Raw genomic sequence first — 15,025 nt, 5'->3', positions numbered from 1 at the left:
AGGAGTGACCATGTCCAGCATCACCACGTCCACCACCTATCGCGTCGACGGCATGACGTGCGGCCACTGCGTGTCCTCGGTCACGAGCGAGCTCACCGCACTCGGGGGCGTCGACACCGTCGCGGTCGATCTCGGTGCCGGCACGATCGTCGTCACGGGGACCGGAGCCGACGACGAGGCGGCGATCGCCGGCGGTGTCGACGAGGCCGGGTACACGCTCATCGGTCGCGTCTGATGCCCGGTGGTCTGCAGACACTCAGTCTCGACATCGAGGGCATGACCTGCGCGAGCTGTGTGGCGAGGGTCGAGAAGCGACTCACCGCGCTCGAGGGTGTCGAGGCGCAGGTGAACCTCGCGACCGAACGCGCCACGGTGAGCGCACCTGCCGGCGTGAGCACGGACGATCTGGTCCAGGCGGTCGCGAAGGCCGGCTACACCGCGACCGTCCGCAGGGTCGAGCGTGAGCAGGCCGGCTCGGCGGCCACGGAGCCGTCCGTCTCGGCGGTCGATCCCTCCACCACGTCGACCACCCTGCGCACCCGCCTGATCGTGAGCGCCGCCCTCGCCCTGCCCGTCGTCCTCCTGGCGATGGTCCCGGCGTGGCAGTTCGACAACTGGCAGTGGTTGTCGCTCACCCTCGCGACCCCCGTCGTGTTCTGGGGCGGCTACCCGTTCCACCGGGCGACGTTCGCGACACTCCGGCACGGTTCGGTGACGATGGACACCCTCATCACGCTCGGCACCGGAGCCGCCTACCTCTGGTCCGTCTGGGCCCTGTTCTTCGGGATGGCCGGCATGACCGGCATGCGTCACGAGTTCACCTTCTTCGCGCCCGACGCGGATCCCTCCAGCGCCCTGTATCTGGAGGTCGCTGCCGGGGTCACGGTCTTCCTCCTCGCTGGACGGCTCATCGAACAACGTTCGAAGCGCGTGGCCGGGCAGGCGCTGCGCGACCTCATGACCCTCGGCGCCGCGGAGGTGTCGGTGCTGCGCGAACGTGCCGCCGACCCGACGGACCTCATGGCTGCGACGAGACGCGAGGAGCGCATCCCGATCGGACAGCTCCTCGTCGGCGACCGGTTCATCGTTCGACCCGGTGAGGCCGTCGCGACCGACGGCACGGTCGTCGAGGGCGCCGCGAGCGTCGACGAGAGTCTGGTGACGGGGGAGTCCGTGCCAGTGGAGAAGACCGCCGGATCCCGGGCGATCGGTGGCACCGTCGCACGGGGCGGCAGCCTGGTCGTCCGGGCGACCGCCGTGGGGGCCGAGACGCAGCTGGCGCGGATGGCGCAGGCCGTCGAAGCCGCGCAGCTCGGGAAGAGTCGGGTGCAGCGCCTCGCCGACCGAATCTCGAGCGTCTTCGTGCCGATCGTCCTCGTCATCTCCCTCGTGACCGCGATCGTGTGGGCAGCCGCAGGCTCCTCGATGGAGGCCGCGTTCACGGCCGCCGTCGCAGTGCTCATCATCGCGTGCCCCTGTGCGCTCGGTCTTGCCACCCCGGTGGCATTGCTCGTCGGCACCGGCCGCGGTGCCCAGCTCGGTATCCTCATCGCGGGTCCTGCGGCGCTCGAGCGGGCGAGCGGCATCGACCGCCTCGTGCTCGACAAGACGGGCACCGTGACCGAGGGGCGGATGACGCTCGCGCGCCGCTGGGCCTCGGCCTCGACCGACGAGGCGTTGTCGCTGGCGGCCGCCCTCGAACGCGGTTCGGAGCACCCGATCGCCCAGGCGGTCGTCGGTGCGTCGGATGCAGCCGGCCTCCAGTACCACCAGGTCACCGACTTCGTGAGCGTCGAAGGGCAGGGCGTCACCGGCACGGTCGCCGGGGAGCACGTCCTCGTCGGACGCGCGTCCTTCGCCACCGAACGTGATTTCGCCGTCGGCGCCGAAGCGGCGGCAGTGCTGCGAGACGCGGCCGAGCGTGCGAGCACTGTTGTCGTGGTCGCGTGGCGGGGCGAGGTGCGTGGCGTCCTCGAGATCGCGGACACGGTCAAACCCGAAGCGGCAGCTGCGATCGCCGCGGCTCGCGGACTGGGCATGGAGCCGGTGCTCCTGACCGGTGACAACGCGCGGGTCGCCGCTCGGGTCGCCGCCGAGGTCGGCATCACCGAGGTGATCGCCGACGCGAGCCCCGACGACAAGATCGCCCTCGTCGAGCGTCTCCAGGCGCAGGGGCACCGGGTCGCGATGGTCGGCGACGGCGTCAACGACGCCGCCGCCATCGCCACCGCGGAACTCGGCATCGCGATGGGCACCGGAACGGATGCCGCGAAGGGGGCGGCGGACCTCAGCATCGTGTCCGGCTCGCTGACGACGGCCGTCGACGCGATCCGTCTCTCGCGACGAACCCTCGGCATCATCCGCGGCAACCTGTTCTGGGCGTTCGCCTACAATGTGGCGGCCATCCCGCTCGCCGCGCTCGGGTTGCTCAATCCCATGATCGCCGGCGCGGCGATGGCGTTCTCGAGCGTGTTCGTCGTCCTCAACAGTCTGCGTCTGCGCAGCTTCCGGCCGCGGAGCTGATCCCTCCGGGCTGTCGGCGTCCCCAGCGGGGTTACACTGTCCGCAGAACCGGTCGACGCAGATGGGTGGTGGTGACGTGTCCAGTCCCTGGCTCGCGGCGCCCGCGCGTGCCGAAGCGCAGCACGGACTCGTCCGGCGCCTCGTCCGGGAGTCCTGGGAGCGTTCCATGGGTCGTCATCTCGACCCCGACAACCTCATGCCCGAACTCGCCTTCGACGAAGACGAACTGCGCGACCACCGGCTGGGTCACCCCCTCGCCGGCGTCCTCCCCGTGATCACGAAGCTCCTCGTGAACGATGCGGACGACGACTCCGGGATGCTCGTGGCTGTGGGGGACGCCATGGGCCGGCTGCTCTGGGTCGACGGCGACCGCCACCTCCGCCGACGCGCCGAGGGCATGCTGTTCGTGGAGGGCGCCGGATGGTCGGAACGCGAGGTCGGCACGAGTGCACCGGGTACCGCGCTGGAACTCGACCACGGCATCCAGATCCACGCGGCCGAGCACTTCAACCGCCTCGTCCACCCGTGGAGCTGCACGGCGGTCCCGGTCCACGATCCGGAGACCCGCCAGATCATCGGGGTCATCGACATCACCGGCGGCCCGCAGGCCGTCGCCTCGCACGCCCTCCCGCTCATGGAGGCCACGGCGGCCGCGGTCGAGTCCGAGATCATGGTGCAGCGCCTGCGGGCGATCGCCGACCGCAGGTTCGCAGGACGCTCTCGTCGCGATCAGCCGACCCGGCCGACGGCGGTGCGCGCCGGACTCCAGGTGCTCGGGCGCGACACCGGGCTCCTGGTCGGCCACGGTACGGTGCGGCCGACCGAGCTGAGCCGTCGTCACGCGGAGATCCTCGCGCTCCTGTCGTGGCATCGACAGGGTCTCAGCGCCGAGGCGCTCGCGACACTGCTCTACGACGCCGACGAGGCCGCCGTCACGCTGCGAGCCGAGTTCGTCCGGCTCCGGAGGGTGCTCACCAACGTCGCCCCCGCGCTGGTCCCGGCCTCCCGTCCCTACCGGCTCGTCACCCCGCTGGAGCTCGACGCACACCAGGTGTTGTCACTCCTCGACCGGGGAGCGCACCGGGCGGCGCTCGCCGCGTACCCGGGCCCGCTCCTGCCCGACTCCACAGCTCCCGGCATCGTCGAACTCCGAGAGCACGTGGCGGCCAGGCTCCGCGAGGCGATGCTCACCGATGCCTCGGTCGATCTCCTCCACGACTACATCCGCACGGCCGCAGCACCCGACGACGTCGAGGTGCTCGTCGCATGCCTCCGCCTGCTGCCGCCGCGCTCACCGAAGCGAGCGGGCCTGGTCGCCCGGATCGAAGCCATCGAGGCGGAGCTCGCGGCGCCCTGACCCGGCACGCTCGGCGCGGGAGTGCGGCGCAACCTCATGCAACGTCCAGGCGACTAGCGTCGGCGGCAGCCCACCCGAGGGGTGCGGCACCGACAACGTCGTCGACAAGGAGTGACATGACCGTCTACGCCAATCCGGGCACCGCTGGTGCCGTGTTCAGCTACGCACCGCGCTACGACCACTTCATCGGTGGTGAGTACGTCCCGCCGGCGAACGGGCAGTACTTCGAGAACCAGACGCCGGTGACCGGCGCGGTGTTCACCGAGATCGCGCGCGGCACGGCAACCGACGTCGATCGAGCCGTCGAGGCCGGTTGGAAGGCCTTCCCCGCCTGGTCGAAGACGAGCGTCGCCGAGCGCGCCGTCATCCTCAACCGCATCGCGGACCGCATGGAGGAGCACCTCGAGGAGATCGCGGTCGCGGAGAGCTGGGAGAACGGCAAACCGGTCCGGGAGACCCTGGCGGCGGACATCCCCCTCGCGATCGACCACTTCCGGTACTTCGCTGGCGCCATCCGGGCGCAGGAGGGCGGCATCTCGGAACTCGACCACGACACGGTCGCGTACCACTTCCATGAACCACTCGGCGTGGTCGGGCAGATCATCCCCTGGAACTTCCCGATCCTCATGGCCGTGTGGAAGCTCGCGCCGGCGCTCGCCGCCGGCAACTGCGTCGTCCTCAAGCCGGCCGAGCAGACCCCTGCGTCCATCCACGTGATCGTCGACCTGGTGAAGGACCTGCTGCCTGCCGGAGTGCTGAACGTCGTCAACGGCTTCGGCATCGAAGCGGGCGCCCCGCTCGCCTCCCATCCGCGCATCCGCAAGATCGCGTTCACCGGCGAGACCACGACCGGCCGGCTGATCATGCAGTACGCGAGCGAGAACCTCATCCCGGTGACGTTGGAACTCGGCGGCAAGAGTCCGAACGTCTTCTTCGAGGATGTCGCGCGCGAGAAGGACCTGTACTACGAGAAGGCGCAGGAGGGCTTCAGCATGTTCGCCCTGAACCAGGGCGAGGTGTGCACGTGCCCGAGCCGTGCGCTCGTGCAGCGGTCCATCTACGACGGGTTCGTCGGGGATGCGTTGACGAGGATCGGCAAGATCAGGCAGGGCAACCCGCTCGACACCGACACCATGATCGGCGCGCAGGCCTCGAACGACCAGCTGGAGAAGATCCTGTCCTACATGGACATCGGGAAGCAGGGCGGTGCGAAGCTGCTCATCGGTGGTGAACGTGCCGACCTCGGCGGCGAGCTGAGCGGAGGCTTCTACGTCCAGCCGACCGTGTTCGAGGGCACGAACGACATGCGGATCTTCCAGGAGGAGATCTTCGGTCCGGTGCTCGCCCTCACGAGCTTCAGCGACTACGACGAGGCCATCTCGATCGCCAACGACACGCTGTACGGTCTCGGGGCGGGCGTGTGGAGTCGTGAGGCGACGACGCTGTACCGCGCGGGCCGCGCGATCGAGGCGGGTCGTGTCTGGTCGAACACCTACCACCAGTACCCGGCGCACGCCGCCTTCGGTGGGTACAAGCAGTCGGGCATCGGACGCGAGAACCACAAGATGATGCTCGACCACTACCAGCAGACGAAGAACCTCCTGGTCAGCTACGCCGAAGGGCCCATGGGCTTCTTCTGATCGACCGGCTGCCGGGTGGACCGCGGGTGGCGCGCGTTCGGGTCGCGCCACCCGTCACCCGGGGCTGCCGAAGCCCCGCGATGGGCGTAGGATCCGAACACTCCGACGAGGGAGGACACCATGACCGGACGAGTCGACGTCACCGAGAGCGCAGCGGTGCTGTTGCGCGAGATGACCGGGGTCCACGGCCCGCTCATGTTCCATCAGTCGGGCGGGTGCTGCGACGGCAGCTCACCGATGTGCTACCCGGTGGGCATGTTCCGCACGGGCGGTTCGGACGTGCTCCTGGACGCCCTCGACGTCGACGGCATCGACGCGCCGATCGAGGTCTACATGTCGCGATCGCAGTTCGAGTACTGGAAGTACACGCACCTGACGATCGACGTGGTGCAGGGCAGGGGGAGCGGCTTCAGTGTCGAGGCGCCGACCGGCCAGCGCTTCCTCATCCGGTCGCGCATGCTCGACGACGCCGAACTCGAGCGGTTCGGTCTCGTGGAGGCCACCGGCGACTGAGCGCTCGCGGCCGGTGCGGCCGATGCCGTAGACTGGGGGGACGCCCGTCGGGCGCCCGTGTCGTCGTGTGTGCAACGCTCTGTTGCTCCAGGAGGACGAGTAGGGTCCGACGCCCGTGTCTTCCGGCCCCTCGGCCGCTGAGGCTTTTCGACTGCTCAGGAGGAGCATGCCGTACACCGGCCAGCAACGCCGTTCCCAGGGGCGTTCCAGCACCCGTCCATCCGGCCGCTCGAACACCCGCGGATCCTCGTCGCGACATGACGACGAAGCGCCCATCATCCCCATCCTCGCCCGCAAGGTGCGCGAGGTCGAGGCGAAGGCGCAGAAGGGCAAGGTCGGGCCGACCAACCGGACGAAGTACCAGGTCATCGCGTTCCTCGTCCGTGAGGAGCGTGCCAGGGTCAAGGCCGACACGAGCTACAGCGACGCCACGCGCGTCGAGCTCCTGAAGCGCCTCGACGGCGTGGCGACGATCCTCGCGAAGACCGCTGCTCGCGACACGTCGCTCATCCAACTGCTCGAGGCCGATGCGGCGACGAGTCCCGTCGCGCAGCGCATGCGTCGCGACTGGCTGCTCGAGTCCGGTGCGGAACTCAGCGCAGACGAACTCATCATCACGGTCGAGAAGCCCGCGGTCGAGTCGGTCGTGCCGGCGGAACTCGCCGAGAAGCAGGTCATCCCGCAGTCGGTGAAGGCCCGTCAGCTCGCGAACCCGTTCCTCGCCCCCGACTTCACCCAAGCCGCACCGCAGACCACGGCGCGTCGTCGCCTCGACAGTTGGGAACTCATGGGCCCGCTGTACAAGGCCTTCGAACTGGGTTCCGGCGGTGGCGCTGCCTCGATGGAACTGCCGGAGGCCCCCAAGCTCGACCGCCTCTCGCCGCGTGGCCTCGAGGTCATGAAGCACCAGGCGCGATTCGTCGAGGCGGTGAAGGAGGGCCACCGTTCCTTCCTCCTCGCCGACGAGCCCGGCCTCGGCAAGACCGCCCAGTCGGTCCTCGCCGCCTCCGTCGCCGACGCCTACCCCCTCCTCGTCATCGTCCCCAACGTGGTGAAGATGAACTGGGCGCGCGAGGTGGAGCGCTGGACCCCGCACCGCCGTGCCACCGTCATCCATGGCGACGGTGAGGGTCTCGACGCCTTCGCCGACGTCATCATCGTCAACTACGAGGTGCTCGACCGCCACCTGGCCTGGCTCGGGAACCTCGGGTTCAAGGGCATGGTGGTCGACGAGGCGCACTTCATCAAGAACCTCCACTCGCAGCGCTCACAGCACGTGCTGTCGCTCGCGAACCGCATCCGCAAGGCCGCACCGGGCCAGGACCCGCTGCTCCTCGCCCTCACGGGGACGCCGCTCATCAACGACGTCGAGGACTTCAACGCCATCTGGCAGTTCCTCGGATGGATCAAGGACGGCAAACCGACAGCCGAGCTGATGGAGCGGCTGGAGGAGACCGGCCTCACCCCTGCCGAACACGGCTTCTACTCCGCTGCGCGTTCCGCCGTCATCGACATGGGCATCGTCCGACGCAAGAAGATCGATGTCGCGAAGGATCTGCCCGACAAGCTCGTCGCCGACCTCCCCGTCGAGCTCGACGACGAGGCGATCCGCTCGATCCGCGAGGCGGAGGCCGAACTCGGCCAGCGGCTCAAGTCCCGCTACGTCCGCGTGCTCGAAGCGCGTGGCGAGCAGGTCGACGCACTCCACGACCCGAACACCGAACTCATGCGGATGGTCGCGCAGGCGGAACTCGACGAGTCGAAGGCCGCCGGGGGCACGGAGAACGTGTTCACGATGATCCGGAAGATCGGTCAGGCGAAGGCCGTCCTCGCCTCCGATTACACGGCGCAGCTCGCCCACTCGGTGGGCAAGGTCGTGTTCTTCGCGAAGCACATCGACGTCATGAACGCGGCCGAGCAGCTCTTCGCCGGTCGCGGCCTGAAGACGGTGTCTCTCCGAGGCGATCAGACCGCGCAGGTCCGCCAGGCGGCGATCGACGCGTTCAACACGGACCCCGAGGTCTCGGTCGCGGTGTGTTCCCTCACCGCCGCCGGCGTCGGCGTCAACCTGCAGGCCGCCTCGAACGTCGTGCTCGCGGAACTGTCGTGGACGGCCGCCGAGCAGACGCAGGCGATCGACCGCGTGCACCGCATCGGCCAGGAGGAGCCGGTCACCGCGTGGCGCATCATCGCCGCGCACACGATCGACGCGAAGGTCGCTGAGCTCATCGACAGCAAGCAGGGTCTCGCGGCCCGCGCGCTCGACGGCAGCGATCAGGACGTCGCCTCGGTCGACTCCGTGCAACTGAACGCCCTGGTCCACCTGCTCCGAGAGGCGCTCGGAGCCTAGCGCGCGACGGTCATGCGCTCGGGCGCGGGAGTTCGATGCCTCCTGTGTCCGAGTCGTCGGCGTCTCGCGGCGCAGCATTCTCGGCGTCGTGGCGGTCGATCTTGTGCTGCACGACGAAGCCGATGACCGCGACGGCGACCATGGTCGCAACGGAGATGGCGATCACGAGCGCCGTCATTCGCCCTCCCCGGGTCTGCTGGACGATTCAGCATAACGAGTCGGTCACCCGAGTGGGGGTGCAGTGCTGCGGATTGCCGGTGCTCAGACGCCGAGCGTCGCCTTCACCTGGGCCAGCGAGGGGTTGGTCGCGGTCGAGCGGTCGGGGAAGATGACCGTCGGCACCGTCTGGTTGCCACCGTTCAGCGACGCGACGAGGTCAGCGGTCCCAGGGACCTGTTCGATGTCGATCTCGGTGTAGGGGATCCCGGCCTGGGTGAGCTGATGCTTCAGCCGTGAGCAGTAGCCGCACCACGTGGTCGAGAACATCGTGATGCCGCCGTCGGCCGGAAGGTAGTCGTCAGCACTCATGCCGAAAGCCTAACCGCCCCGGATGAAGGCCGGTCCCCGAACCGGTAATGTCGGGGGTGACTCCCGGCGCCGGTGGTGCCCCGATCCACATGAGGACTGTTGATATGAGAATTGGTGTGCTCACGAGCGGCGGCGACTGCCCCGGCCTGAACGCGGTCATCCGAGGCGCTGTCCTCAAGGGGACGAAGATCCACAACCAGGAGTTCATCGGCATCCGCGACGGCTGGCGTGGCGTGGTGGACGGACTCACGATGCCGCTCGACCGGCACAGTGTGCGCGGCCTCGCGAAGCAGGGCGGCACGATCCTCGGCACGAGCCGCACGAACCCCTTCGAGGGCCCCCACGGCGGCCCCGAGAACGTGCAGCACACGATGGACCGTCTCGGTATCGACGCACTCATCGCCATCGGCGGTGAAGGGACGCTCGCGGCGGCCAAGCGCCTCACCGACGCCGGCCTGAAGATCGTCGGTGTCCCGAAGACGATCGACAACGACCTCGACGCGACCGACTACTCGTTCGGCTTCGACACCGCGGTCGAGATCGCCACCGAGGCGATCGACCGCCTCCGCACGACCGGTGAGTCGCACAAGCGCTGCATGGTCATCGAGGTCATGGGCCGGCACGTCGGGTGGATCGCCCTCCACGCCGGCATGGCCGCCGGGGCGCACGCGATCCTCATCCCAGAGCAGCCGCAGTCGATCGAGCAGATCTGCGAGTGGGCCGACAGCGTCTACCAGCGCGGCCGTGCGCCGATCATCGTCGTCTCGGAGGGCTTCACGCTCGACACCATGGAGACCGCGCACTCCGAGAAGGGCCTCGACGCGTTCAACCGTCCGAGGCTCGGAGGCATCGCCGACGTGCTGGCGCCCGAGATCGAGCGTCGCACCGGCATCGAGTCACGCGCGACCGTGCTCGGCCACCTGCAGCGCGGCGGCGTCCCGAGCGCCTACGACCGCGTCCTCGCGACGCGCCTGGGCATGGCGGCGATCGACTCGGTCATGGCCGGCGACTGGGGCACGATGCTCGCGCTCCGTGGAACCGAGCTCGTCAACTGCCGGTTCGAGGAAGCGCTCGGCAAGCTCAAGACCGTTCCGCAGGAGCGTTACGACGAGGCCGCGATCCTCTTCGGCTAGTCGGCCCACGCGCCCGGGCAGGCTCGGCGACCACCTGTCGCCGAGCCTGTGGTGTGTCAGGCCGCCGGCTCCGCCTCGGCGAGCCCGAGCACGTCGAGGAGCCAGGCGAGTTCCTCGGCTCGTTCCCGCCAAGCGTTGTAACGACCGCTGACACCGCCGTGTCCAGCGCTCATCTCGATCTTCAGGAGGGCCGGTGCATCGACGTCGCGGAGTCGTGCGACCCACTTCGCGGGCTCGACGTACAGGACGCGCGTGTCGTTGAGGCTCGTCGTGGCGAGGATGCGCGGGTAGCTGAGTGCCGGGTCGACGTTCTCGTACGGCGTGTAGCTCTTCATGTACGCGTACACGTCCGCGTTGTGGAGCGGATCGCCCCACTCATCCCATTCGATGACGGTGAGGGGCAGCGACGGATCGAGGATGCTCGTGAGGGCGTCCACGAACGGCACACCCGCGAGGATGCCGGCGAACCGCTCCGGCGCGAGGTTCGCGACGGCGCCCATGAGGAGGCCGCCTGCGCTGCCGCCCTCGGCGACGAGGCGGGCGGGCGTCGTCCAGCCCTCGGCGATGAGGTGGCCTGCGACGTCCACGAAATCGCTGAAGCTGTGCTTCTTGTTGAGGAGCTTGCCGTCCTCGTACCAGTGCCGTCCGAGTTCGCCGCCGCCGCGGACGTGCGCGATGGCGAAGGTCACGCCCCGGTCGAGCATCGACAGGCGGGCGATCGAGAAGGACGGGTCCATACTCGCCTCGTACGAGCCGTAGCCGTACAGGTGCAGCGGTCCGGGGCCATGCTCGCCGACGCCCACTCGGCGCACGATCGAGATCGGCACCCGTGTCCCGTCGCTCGCGACCGCCCATTCGCGGAACTGCTCGTACCGCGTCGGATCGTAGTCGCCGAGCACGGGCTGCTGCTTGCGGACGAAGCGCTCGCCGGTCCGGACGTCGACGTCGAGCACGGTCGACGGCGTCACCATCGAACCGTAGCCGAAGCGGAGGAGCGGCTGCGCCCATTCGCCGTTGCCGTGCCAGCCCACACTCGAGAGCGGTTCGTCGAAGGCGAGCTCGTCGATCGCACCCGTCGTGAGGTCGAGGAATCCGATCCGGGTGAGGCCGTCGCGACGGTAGGAGACCGTCGTCACCTCGGCGAAGGCCTCGACGTCTTCGAGTCGACGCTCGCTGCTGTGGGCGACGACGATGCGACGCGCGCCTTGCGGGTCCGCGAGGGGGACGTCGACGAGCTCGAAGTCTGGAGCCTCCTGGTTGTGCAGGACGAGCAGGCGGTCGGATCCATCGACGACCGCGTGCTCGACCGAGTACTCGACGCCCTCGGTGCGCGGCCAGACGAGGGTCGCCTCGGCGTCCAGCGCGTCGGCCGGAACGAATCGGGTCTCGCTCGTGACCGAGGAACCGGCGTCGATCATGAGGAGGGCACGGCTGCGCGTGAACCCCGCACCGACCCAGAATCGCTCATCGGGTTCGTGGAAGAGGACGACGTCGTCGCGCTGCTGGGTGCCCACCCGGTGCAGGTGCACGGTGTCGGGCCGCCAGGCGTCGTCCACCGTCGTGTAGACGATGGCGGTGCCGTCGGGGGAGAACTCCGCACCTCCCGCGGTACCGGTCAGTTCATCGGCGAGGTCGAGTCCCGTCGCGAGGTCGCGGACGCGTACCGTGTACCGCTCGTCGCCCTCGACGTCGACGCCGTACAGGAGCCGTGAGCCGTCGTCCGCCACATCGAAGCTGCCGAGCGAGAAGAAGTCGTGGCCGTCCGCCTCGACGTTCGCGTCGAGGATGATCTGCTCGCCGGGAGCGGCGCCGCTCTCCGGCAGGACGGGCGGGTTCCAGTCGTCGGCGTCTGCGACCGGGACGCGGCACTGGATGCCGTACTGCTGACCCTCCACGCTGCGGCCGTAGTACCACCAGTCGCCGGCGCGCGTCGGTACCGAGAGGTCGGTCTCGAGCGTGCGGCCCTTGATCTCCTGGAAGATCCGCTCGCGCAACGCTGCGAGATGAGCGGTCTCCTGTTCGGTGTACGCGTTCTCGGCCTCGAGGTGTGCGATCACCTCCGGCGACTCCTTCTCTCGGAGCCACTCGTACGGATCCAGCACGGTGTCGCCGTGGTGGGTCCGTTCGATCGGTCGGTTCTGGGCACGTGGAGCAGAGAGCTTCGCCATGGTCCAACGCTAGCCGAGCCGGAGCCTTCCCAGCCCACTCCGAGGCATCGAGCGCGTCACAGGGCTAGCGTGTCAGGATGACCACCATTCCCACCTTCGCGCTCGGCGACGGCACCAGCATCCCCGCGATCGGCTTCGGCACCTATCCGCTGCGCGGCCGCGAGGGCACCGACGCGACGCTGTCGGCCATCGACGCCGGCTACCGCCTCCTCGACACCGCCGTGAACTACCGCAACGAGGACGCCGTCGGCGCCGCCGTGCGCGAGACCGACGTCCCGCGCGAGGAGCTCGTCATCGCGACGAAGCTGCCGGGCCGCGACCACGGGTTCGAGGAGACGATCACCTCGTTCCGCGGCTCCCTCGACTCCCTCGGACTCGACACGATCGACCTGTACCTCATCCACTGGCCGAACCCCTCGGTGGGCAAGTACGTCGACTCGTGGAAGGCGATGGTCCAGCTGCAGAAGGAGGGCCTCGTGCGCACGATCGGCGTCTCGAACTTCACGACGGACTTCCTGACCCGGCTCGCCGACGAGACGGGCGTCCTGCCGGCGGTCAACCAGGTCGAACTGCACCCGTACTTCCCGCAGGAGGAACTGCTCGCGTTCCACCGGCAGCACGGCGTCCAGACCGAGGCGTGGAGCCCGCTCGGAAAGGCGCAGGCGCCCTTCGCCGAGGAGCCCGTCGCCGCCGCTGCGGCCGCCCACGGAGTCTCTCCGGCCCAGGTCGTCCTCCGCTGGCACCATGAGCGCGGGGTGCTCCCGATCCCGAAGTCGGCCTCTCCCGAGCGTCAGCGCACGAACCTCGACATCTTCGACTTCGCACTCACCGAGGCCGAGGTCCAGGCGATCACGGCCCTCGGCAAGCCCGACGGACGACTGTTCGACGGCGACCCGAACACCCACGAGGAGATGTGACGGCGAGCGGGCGTCCACTGGGCGCCCGCTCGCTCCGCTCCTAGACTGGATCAGGTGAAGCCCAGACGCCGTGCATCGCCCGCCGCCCGCAGATCGTTCCTGATCGCCCTGCTCCTCGCGGTTGTGGCGCCGCTCGTCGGGCTCACCGTCCTCGCGGCCCCGGCGTCAGCCGACCCGATGAACCGGGCCGACGTCTCCGACTTCACCTTCTCGTCGTTCGACGGGAACTACACGCTGACCCGGGGCTCGGACGGCATCGCGCAGCTGCGCGCGGTCGAGACCTTCGTCGCCGAGTTCCCGGCGTTCGATCAGAACAAGGGCATCATCCGGGCGATCCCGGACGTCTTCGACGGGGCACCGCTGCACACCGGGATCGTGTCGGTGACGGATGCCCAGGGCGAGGACGTCGCCTGGGAGGCCGACCGGGAGGGGGACTTCCTCGAACTCGCACTCGGCACCGACGACTACGTCCAGGGCACCCAGAGCTACGTCATCACGTACACGCAGAGCGGCGTCGTCGGTGCGTACCGGGACACCCGCTCCGACGAGTTCTACTGGGACGCACCGGGCACCGGCTGGGATCAGCCGTTCGCCGACGCCCGGATGACCGTGCGGGTCGACGCCGCCGTCGCCGACGCGCTCACCGGGAACGGCGCCTGCTACCGCGGCGACCCGGACGACAGCTCGCCGTGCGATCTCGCGCAGTCCGAGGCACCTGCGGGAGACGTCTTCACGACGGCGTCCGTGCCCCTCGGTGCCCGGCAGACCCTCACCGTCGCGATCGGGTTCGAACCGGGCACGTTCGCCACACCGGCCCGGCCAGGAGAGGCCCCCGTGTTCTCCATCGTGCCGATCGTCCTCGGTGCGCTCTCCGCGGTCGGCGTCGGGGTGCTCGTCTGGATCAGAGCCCGCCTCTGGCGCAACCACGCGGGGCGCGGCATCATCGTGCCGCAGTACACGGTGCCGAAGGACCTCACCCTGCTGCTGGCGGGCGACCTCATCTCCCGACCGGGTACGTCCATGGCCGCCCAGATCGTGAGCCTCGCGGTGCGCGGCAAACTGCGCATCATCGACGGACCTGGCAAGGACTTCTCCCTGCAGTACCTCGACGACAGTGCGACGGACGAGCAGGAGCGCCGCGTGCTCGCGATGCTGTTCCCCGACCGCTCGGTCCCGCGCGAGATGAAGCAGGTCGACGCCGAACTCGGCAAGGCGGTCACCGCTGAGCTCCAGGCGACGAAGCGGATCGCACTCGACCGTGGCTTCCGCCGCACGGTCTCCTCGGCCGCAGCGTGGATCGTCGTCGGCGCGCTCGCCGTGGTCGGCGTCTCGGCGTTCGTGTTCTTCGGCTTCGCCTACGGCCTGCGTGCCGACAACGGCTGGTCGCTTTCGGCGCTGCTGCTCTGCGGGATCGCGGTGCTCGCCGGGATCGTCCTCGCGATCGCACCGAAACCACTCACCGCTGCCGGAGCCGACGAGCTCGACTCTCTCCTGGGGCTCCGGATGTACCTGCAGTTGGCCGAAGCCGATCGCTTCCGGATGCTCCAGAGCCCGGCTGGCGCTGAGCGCGTCGACCTGGGGGATCCGGGCCAGCTGGTGCGCCTCACGGAGCGGCTGCTGCCGTTCGCAGTGCTGTGGGGCGTCGAGCGCGAGTGGTCCCGTGAACTCGGCGTCCGCTATGAGCAGGCTGGGACGTCCCCGAACTGGTACGCCTCCGACGTGCCGTTCCAGGCCGCACTGTTCTCGAACGCGTTCACGGGCTTCACCGGCTCGGCGACCAGCACATCCGCGTCCTGGTCCACCAGCGGTGGGGCGAGCACGTCCGGCGGGTCCACCGGCGGGGGCTTCGCCGGTGGTGGCGGTGGTGGTGGCGGAGGCGGTGGACGCTGACCGGGT

General features: G+C 69.3%; 12 protein-coding genes. 9 read left to right on the top strand and 3 right to left on the bottom strand.

The window, feature by feature from the left end:
- Positions 1 to 10: 10 nt before the first annotated feature.
- From KXS11_RS13560 to KXS11_RS13535, 6 genes are all read left to right on the top strand, one after another.
- Positions 11 to 235 (top strand): heavy-metal-associated domain-containing protein, encoded by a 225-nt coding sequence (locus KXS11_RS13560; protein WP_437386133.1) that lies wholly within the window; start codon positions 11 to 13, stop codon positions 233 to 235.
- Entirely contained in the window at positions 235 to 2,523 is a 2,289-nt protein-coding gene (locus KXS11_RS13555; protein ID WP_437386132.1) for a heavy metal translocating P-type ATPase, read from the top strand. Before KXS11_RS13560 ends, KXS11_RS13555 begins: the two co-directional genes overlap by 1 nt.
- A 76-nt stretch (positions 2,524 to 2,599) precedes the next feature.
- On the top strand, positions 2,600 to 3,880 hold the full coding sequence (locus KXS11_RS13550) for a GAF domain-containing protein (protein WP_437386131.1): 1,281 nt from the start codon (positions 2,600 to 2,602) through the stop codon (positions 3,878 to 3,880).
- A 116-nt stretch (positions 3,881 to 3,996) separates the two neighbouring features.
- Entirely contained in the window at positions 3,997 to 5,520 is a 1,524-nt protein-coding gene (gene exaC, locus KXS11_RS13545; protein ID WP_437386130.1) for an acetaldehyde dehydrogenase ExaC, read from the top strand.
- A gap of 120 nt (positions 5,521 to 5,640) precedes the next feature.
- Positions 5,641 to 6,033, top strand: a complete 393-nt coding sequence (locus KXS11_RS13540; protein WP_437386129.1) for a DUF779 domain-containing protein — start codon at positions 5,641 to 5,643, stop codon at positions 6,031 to 6,033.
- 166 nt (positions 6,034 to 6,199) lie between these two features.
- Positions 6,200 to 8,383, top strand: a complete 2,184-nt coding sequence (locus KXS11_RS13535; RefSeq protein WP_437386128.1) for a DEAD/DEAH box helicase — start codon at positions 6,200 to 6,202, stop codon at positions 8,381 to 8,383.
- A gap of 10 nt (positions 8,384 to 8,393) precedes the next feature.
- Here the strand turns inward: KXS11_RS13535 and KXS11_RS13530 are convergent, their stop codons facing one another.
- Together KXS11_RS13530 and KXS11_RS13525 are read right to left on the bottom strand one after the other, a co-directional pair.
- Positions 8,394 to 8,561 carry a hypothetical protein gene (locus KXS11_RS13530; RefSeq protein WP_437386127.1) on the bottom strand — a complete coding sequence of 56 codons (168 nt, stop codon included), beginning with the start codon at positions 8,559 to 8,561 and terminating at the stop codon, positions 8,394 to 8,396.
- An 83-nt stretch (positions 8,562 to 8,644) separates the two neighbouring features.
- A complete protein-coding gene (locus KXS11_RS13525; protein WP_437386126.1) occupies positions 8,645 to 8,911 on the bottom strand; it encodes a mycoredoxin in 267 nt (88 codons plus the stop codon).
- Positions 8,912 to 9,015: 104 nt separating this feature from the next.
- Between KXS11_RS13525 and KXS11_RS13520 the strand changes: the two genes are divergently transcribed.
- On the top strand, positions 9,016 to 10,044 hold the full coding sequence (locus KXS11_RS13520) for a 6-phosphofructokinase (protein ID WP_437386125.1): 1,029 nt from the start codon (positions 9,016 to 9,018) through the stop codon (positions 10,042 to 10,044).
- 56 nt (positions 10,045 to 10,100) lie between these two features.
- On the opposite strand, the gene KXS11_RS13515 is transcribed toward KXS11_RS13520, so the two are convergent.
- Complete coding sequence (locus KXS11_RS13515) at positions 10,101 to 12,212, bottom strand: S9 family peptidase (RefSeq protein WP_437386124.1); 2,112 nt, start codon at positions 12,210 to 12,212, stop codon at positions 10,101 to 10,103.
- 77 nt (positions 12,213 to 12,289) lie between these two features.
- On the opposite strand from KXS11_RS13515, the gene KXS11_RS13510 reads away from it, so the two are divergent.
- On the top strand, positions 12,290 to 13,129 hold the full coding sequence (locus KXS11_RS13510) for an aldo/keto reductase (RefSeq protein ID WP_437386123.1): 840 nt from the start codon (positions 12,290 to 12,292) through the stop codon (positions 13,127 to 13,129).
- Between the two features lie 54 nt (positions 13,130 to 13,183).
- Positions 13,184 to 15,019: a DUF2207 domain-containing protein gene (locus KXS11_RS13505; RefSeq protein ID WP_437386122.1), complete on the top strand. Its 1,836-nt coding sequence runs from the start codon at positions 13,184 to 13,186 to the stop codon at positions 15,017 to 15,019.
- Positions 15,020 to 15,025 lie beyond the last annotated feature (6 nt).

It is taken from the genome of Plantibacter flavus, from assembly GCF_051487245.1.
GTDB lineage: Bacteria > Actinomycetota > Actinomycetes > Actinomycetales > Microbacteriaceae > Plantibacter > Plantibacter flavus_B.
This window is presented reverse-complemented; position numbering and strand designations above follow the sequence as displayed.

Coding starts and splice junctions, on each gene's coding strand:
- KXS11_RS13560 (WP_437386133.1), top strand. CDS start 11: ATGTCCAGCATCACCACGTCCACCACCTATCGCGTCGACGGCATGACG.
- KXS11_RS13555 (WP_437386132.1), top strand. CDS start 235: ATGCCCGGTGGTCTGCAGACACTCAGTCTCGACATCGAGGGCATGACC.
- exaC (WP_437386130.1), top strand. CDS start 3,997: ATGACCGTCTACGCCAATCCGGGCACCGCTGGTGCCGTGTTCAGCTAC.
- KXS11_RS13540 (WP_437386129.1), top strand. CDS start 5,641: ATGACCGGACGAGTCGACGTCACCGAGAGCGCAGCGGTGCTGTTGCGC.
- KXS11_RS13535 (WP_437386128.1), top strand. CDS start 6,200: ATGCCGTACACCGGCCAGCAACGCCGTTCCCAGGGGCGTTCCAGCACC.
- KXS11_RS13530 (WP_437386127.1), bottom strand. CDS start 8,561: ATGACGGCGCTCGTGATCGCCATCTCCGTTGCGACCATGGTCGCCGTC.
- KXS11_RS13525 (WP_437386126.1), bottom strand. CDS start 8,911: ATGAGTGCTGACGACTACCTTCCGGCCGACGGCGGCATCACGATGTTC.
- KXS11_RS13520 (WP_437386125.1), top strand. CDS start 9,016: ATGAGAATTGGTGTGCTCACGAGCGGCGGCGACTGCCCCGGCCTGAAC.
- KXS11_RS13515 (WP_437386124.1), bottom strand. CDS start 12,212: ATGGCGAAGCTCTCTGCTCCACGTGCCCAGAACCGACCGATCGAACGG.
- KXS11_RS13510 (WP_437386123.1), top strand. CDS start 12,290: ATGACCACCATTCCCACCTTCGCGCTCGGCGACGGCACCAGCATCCCC.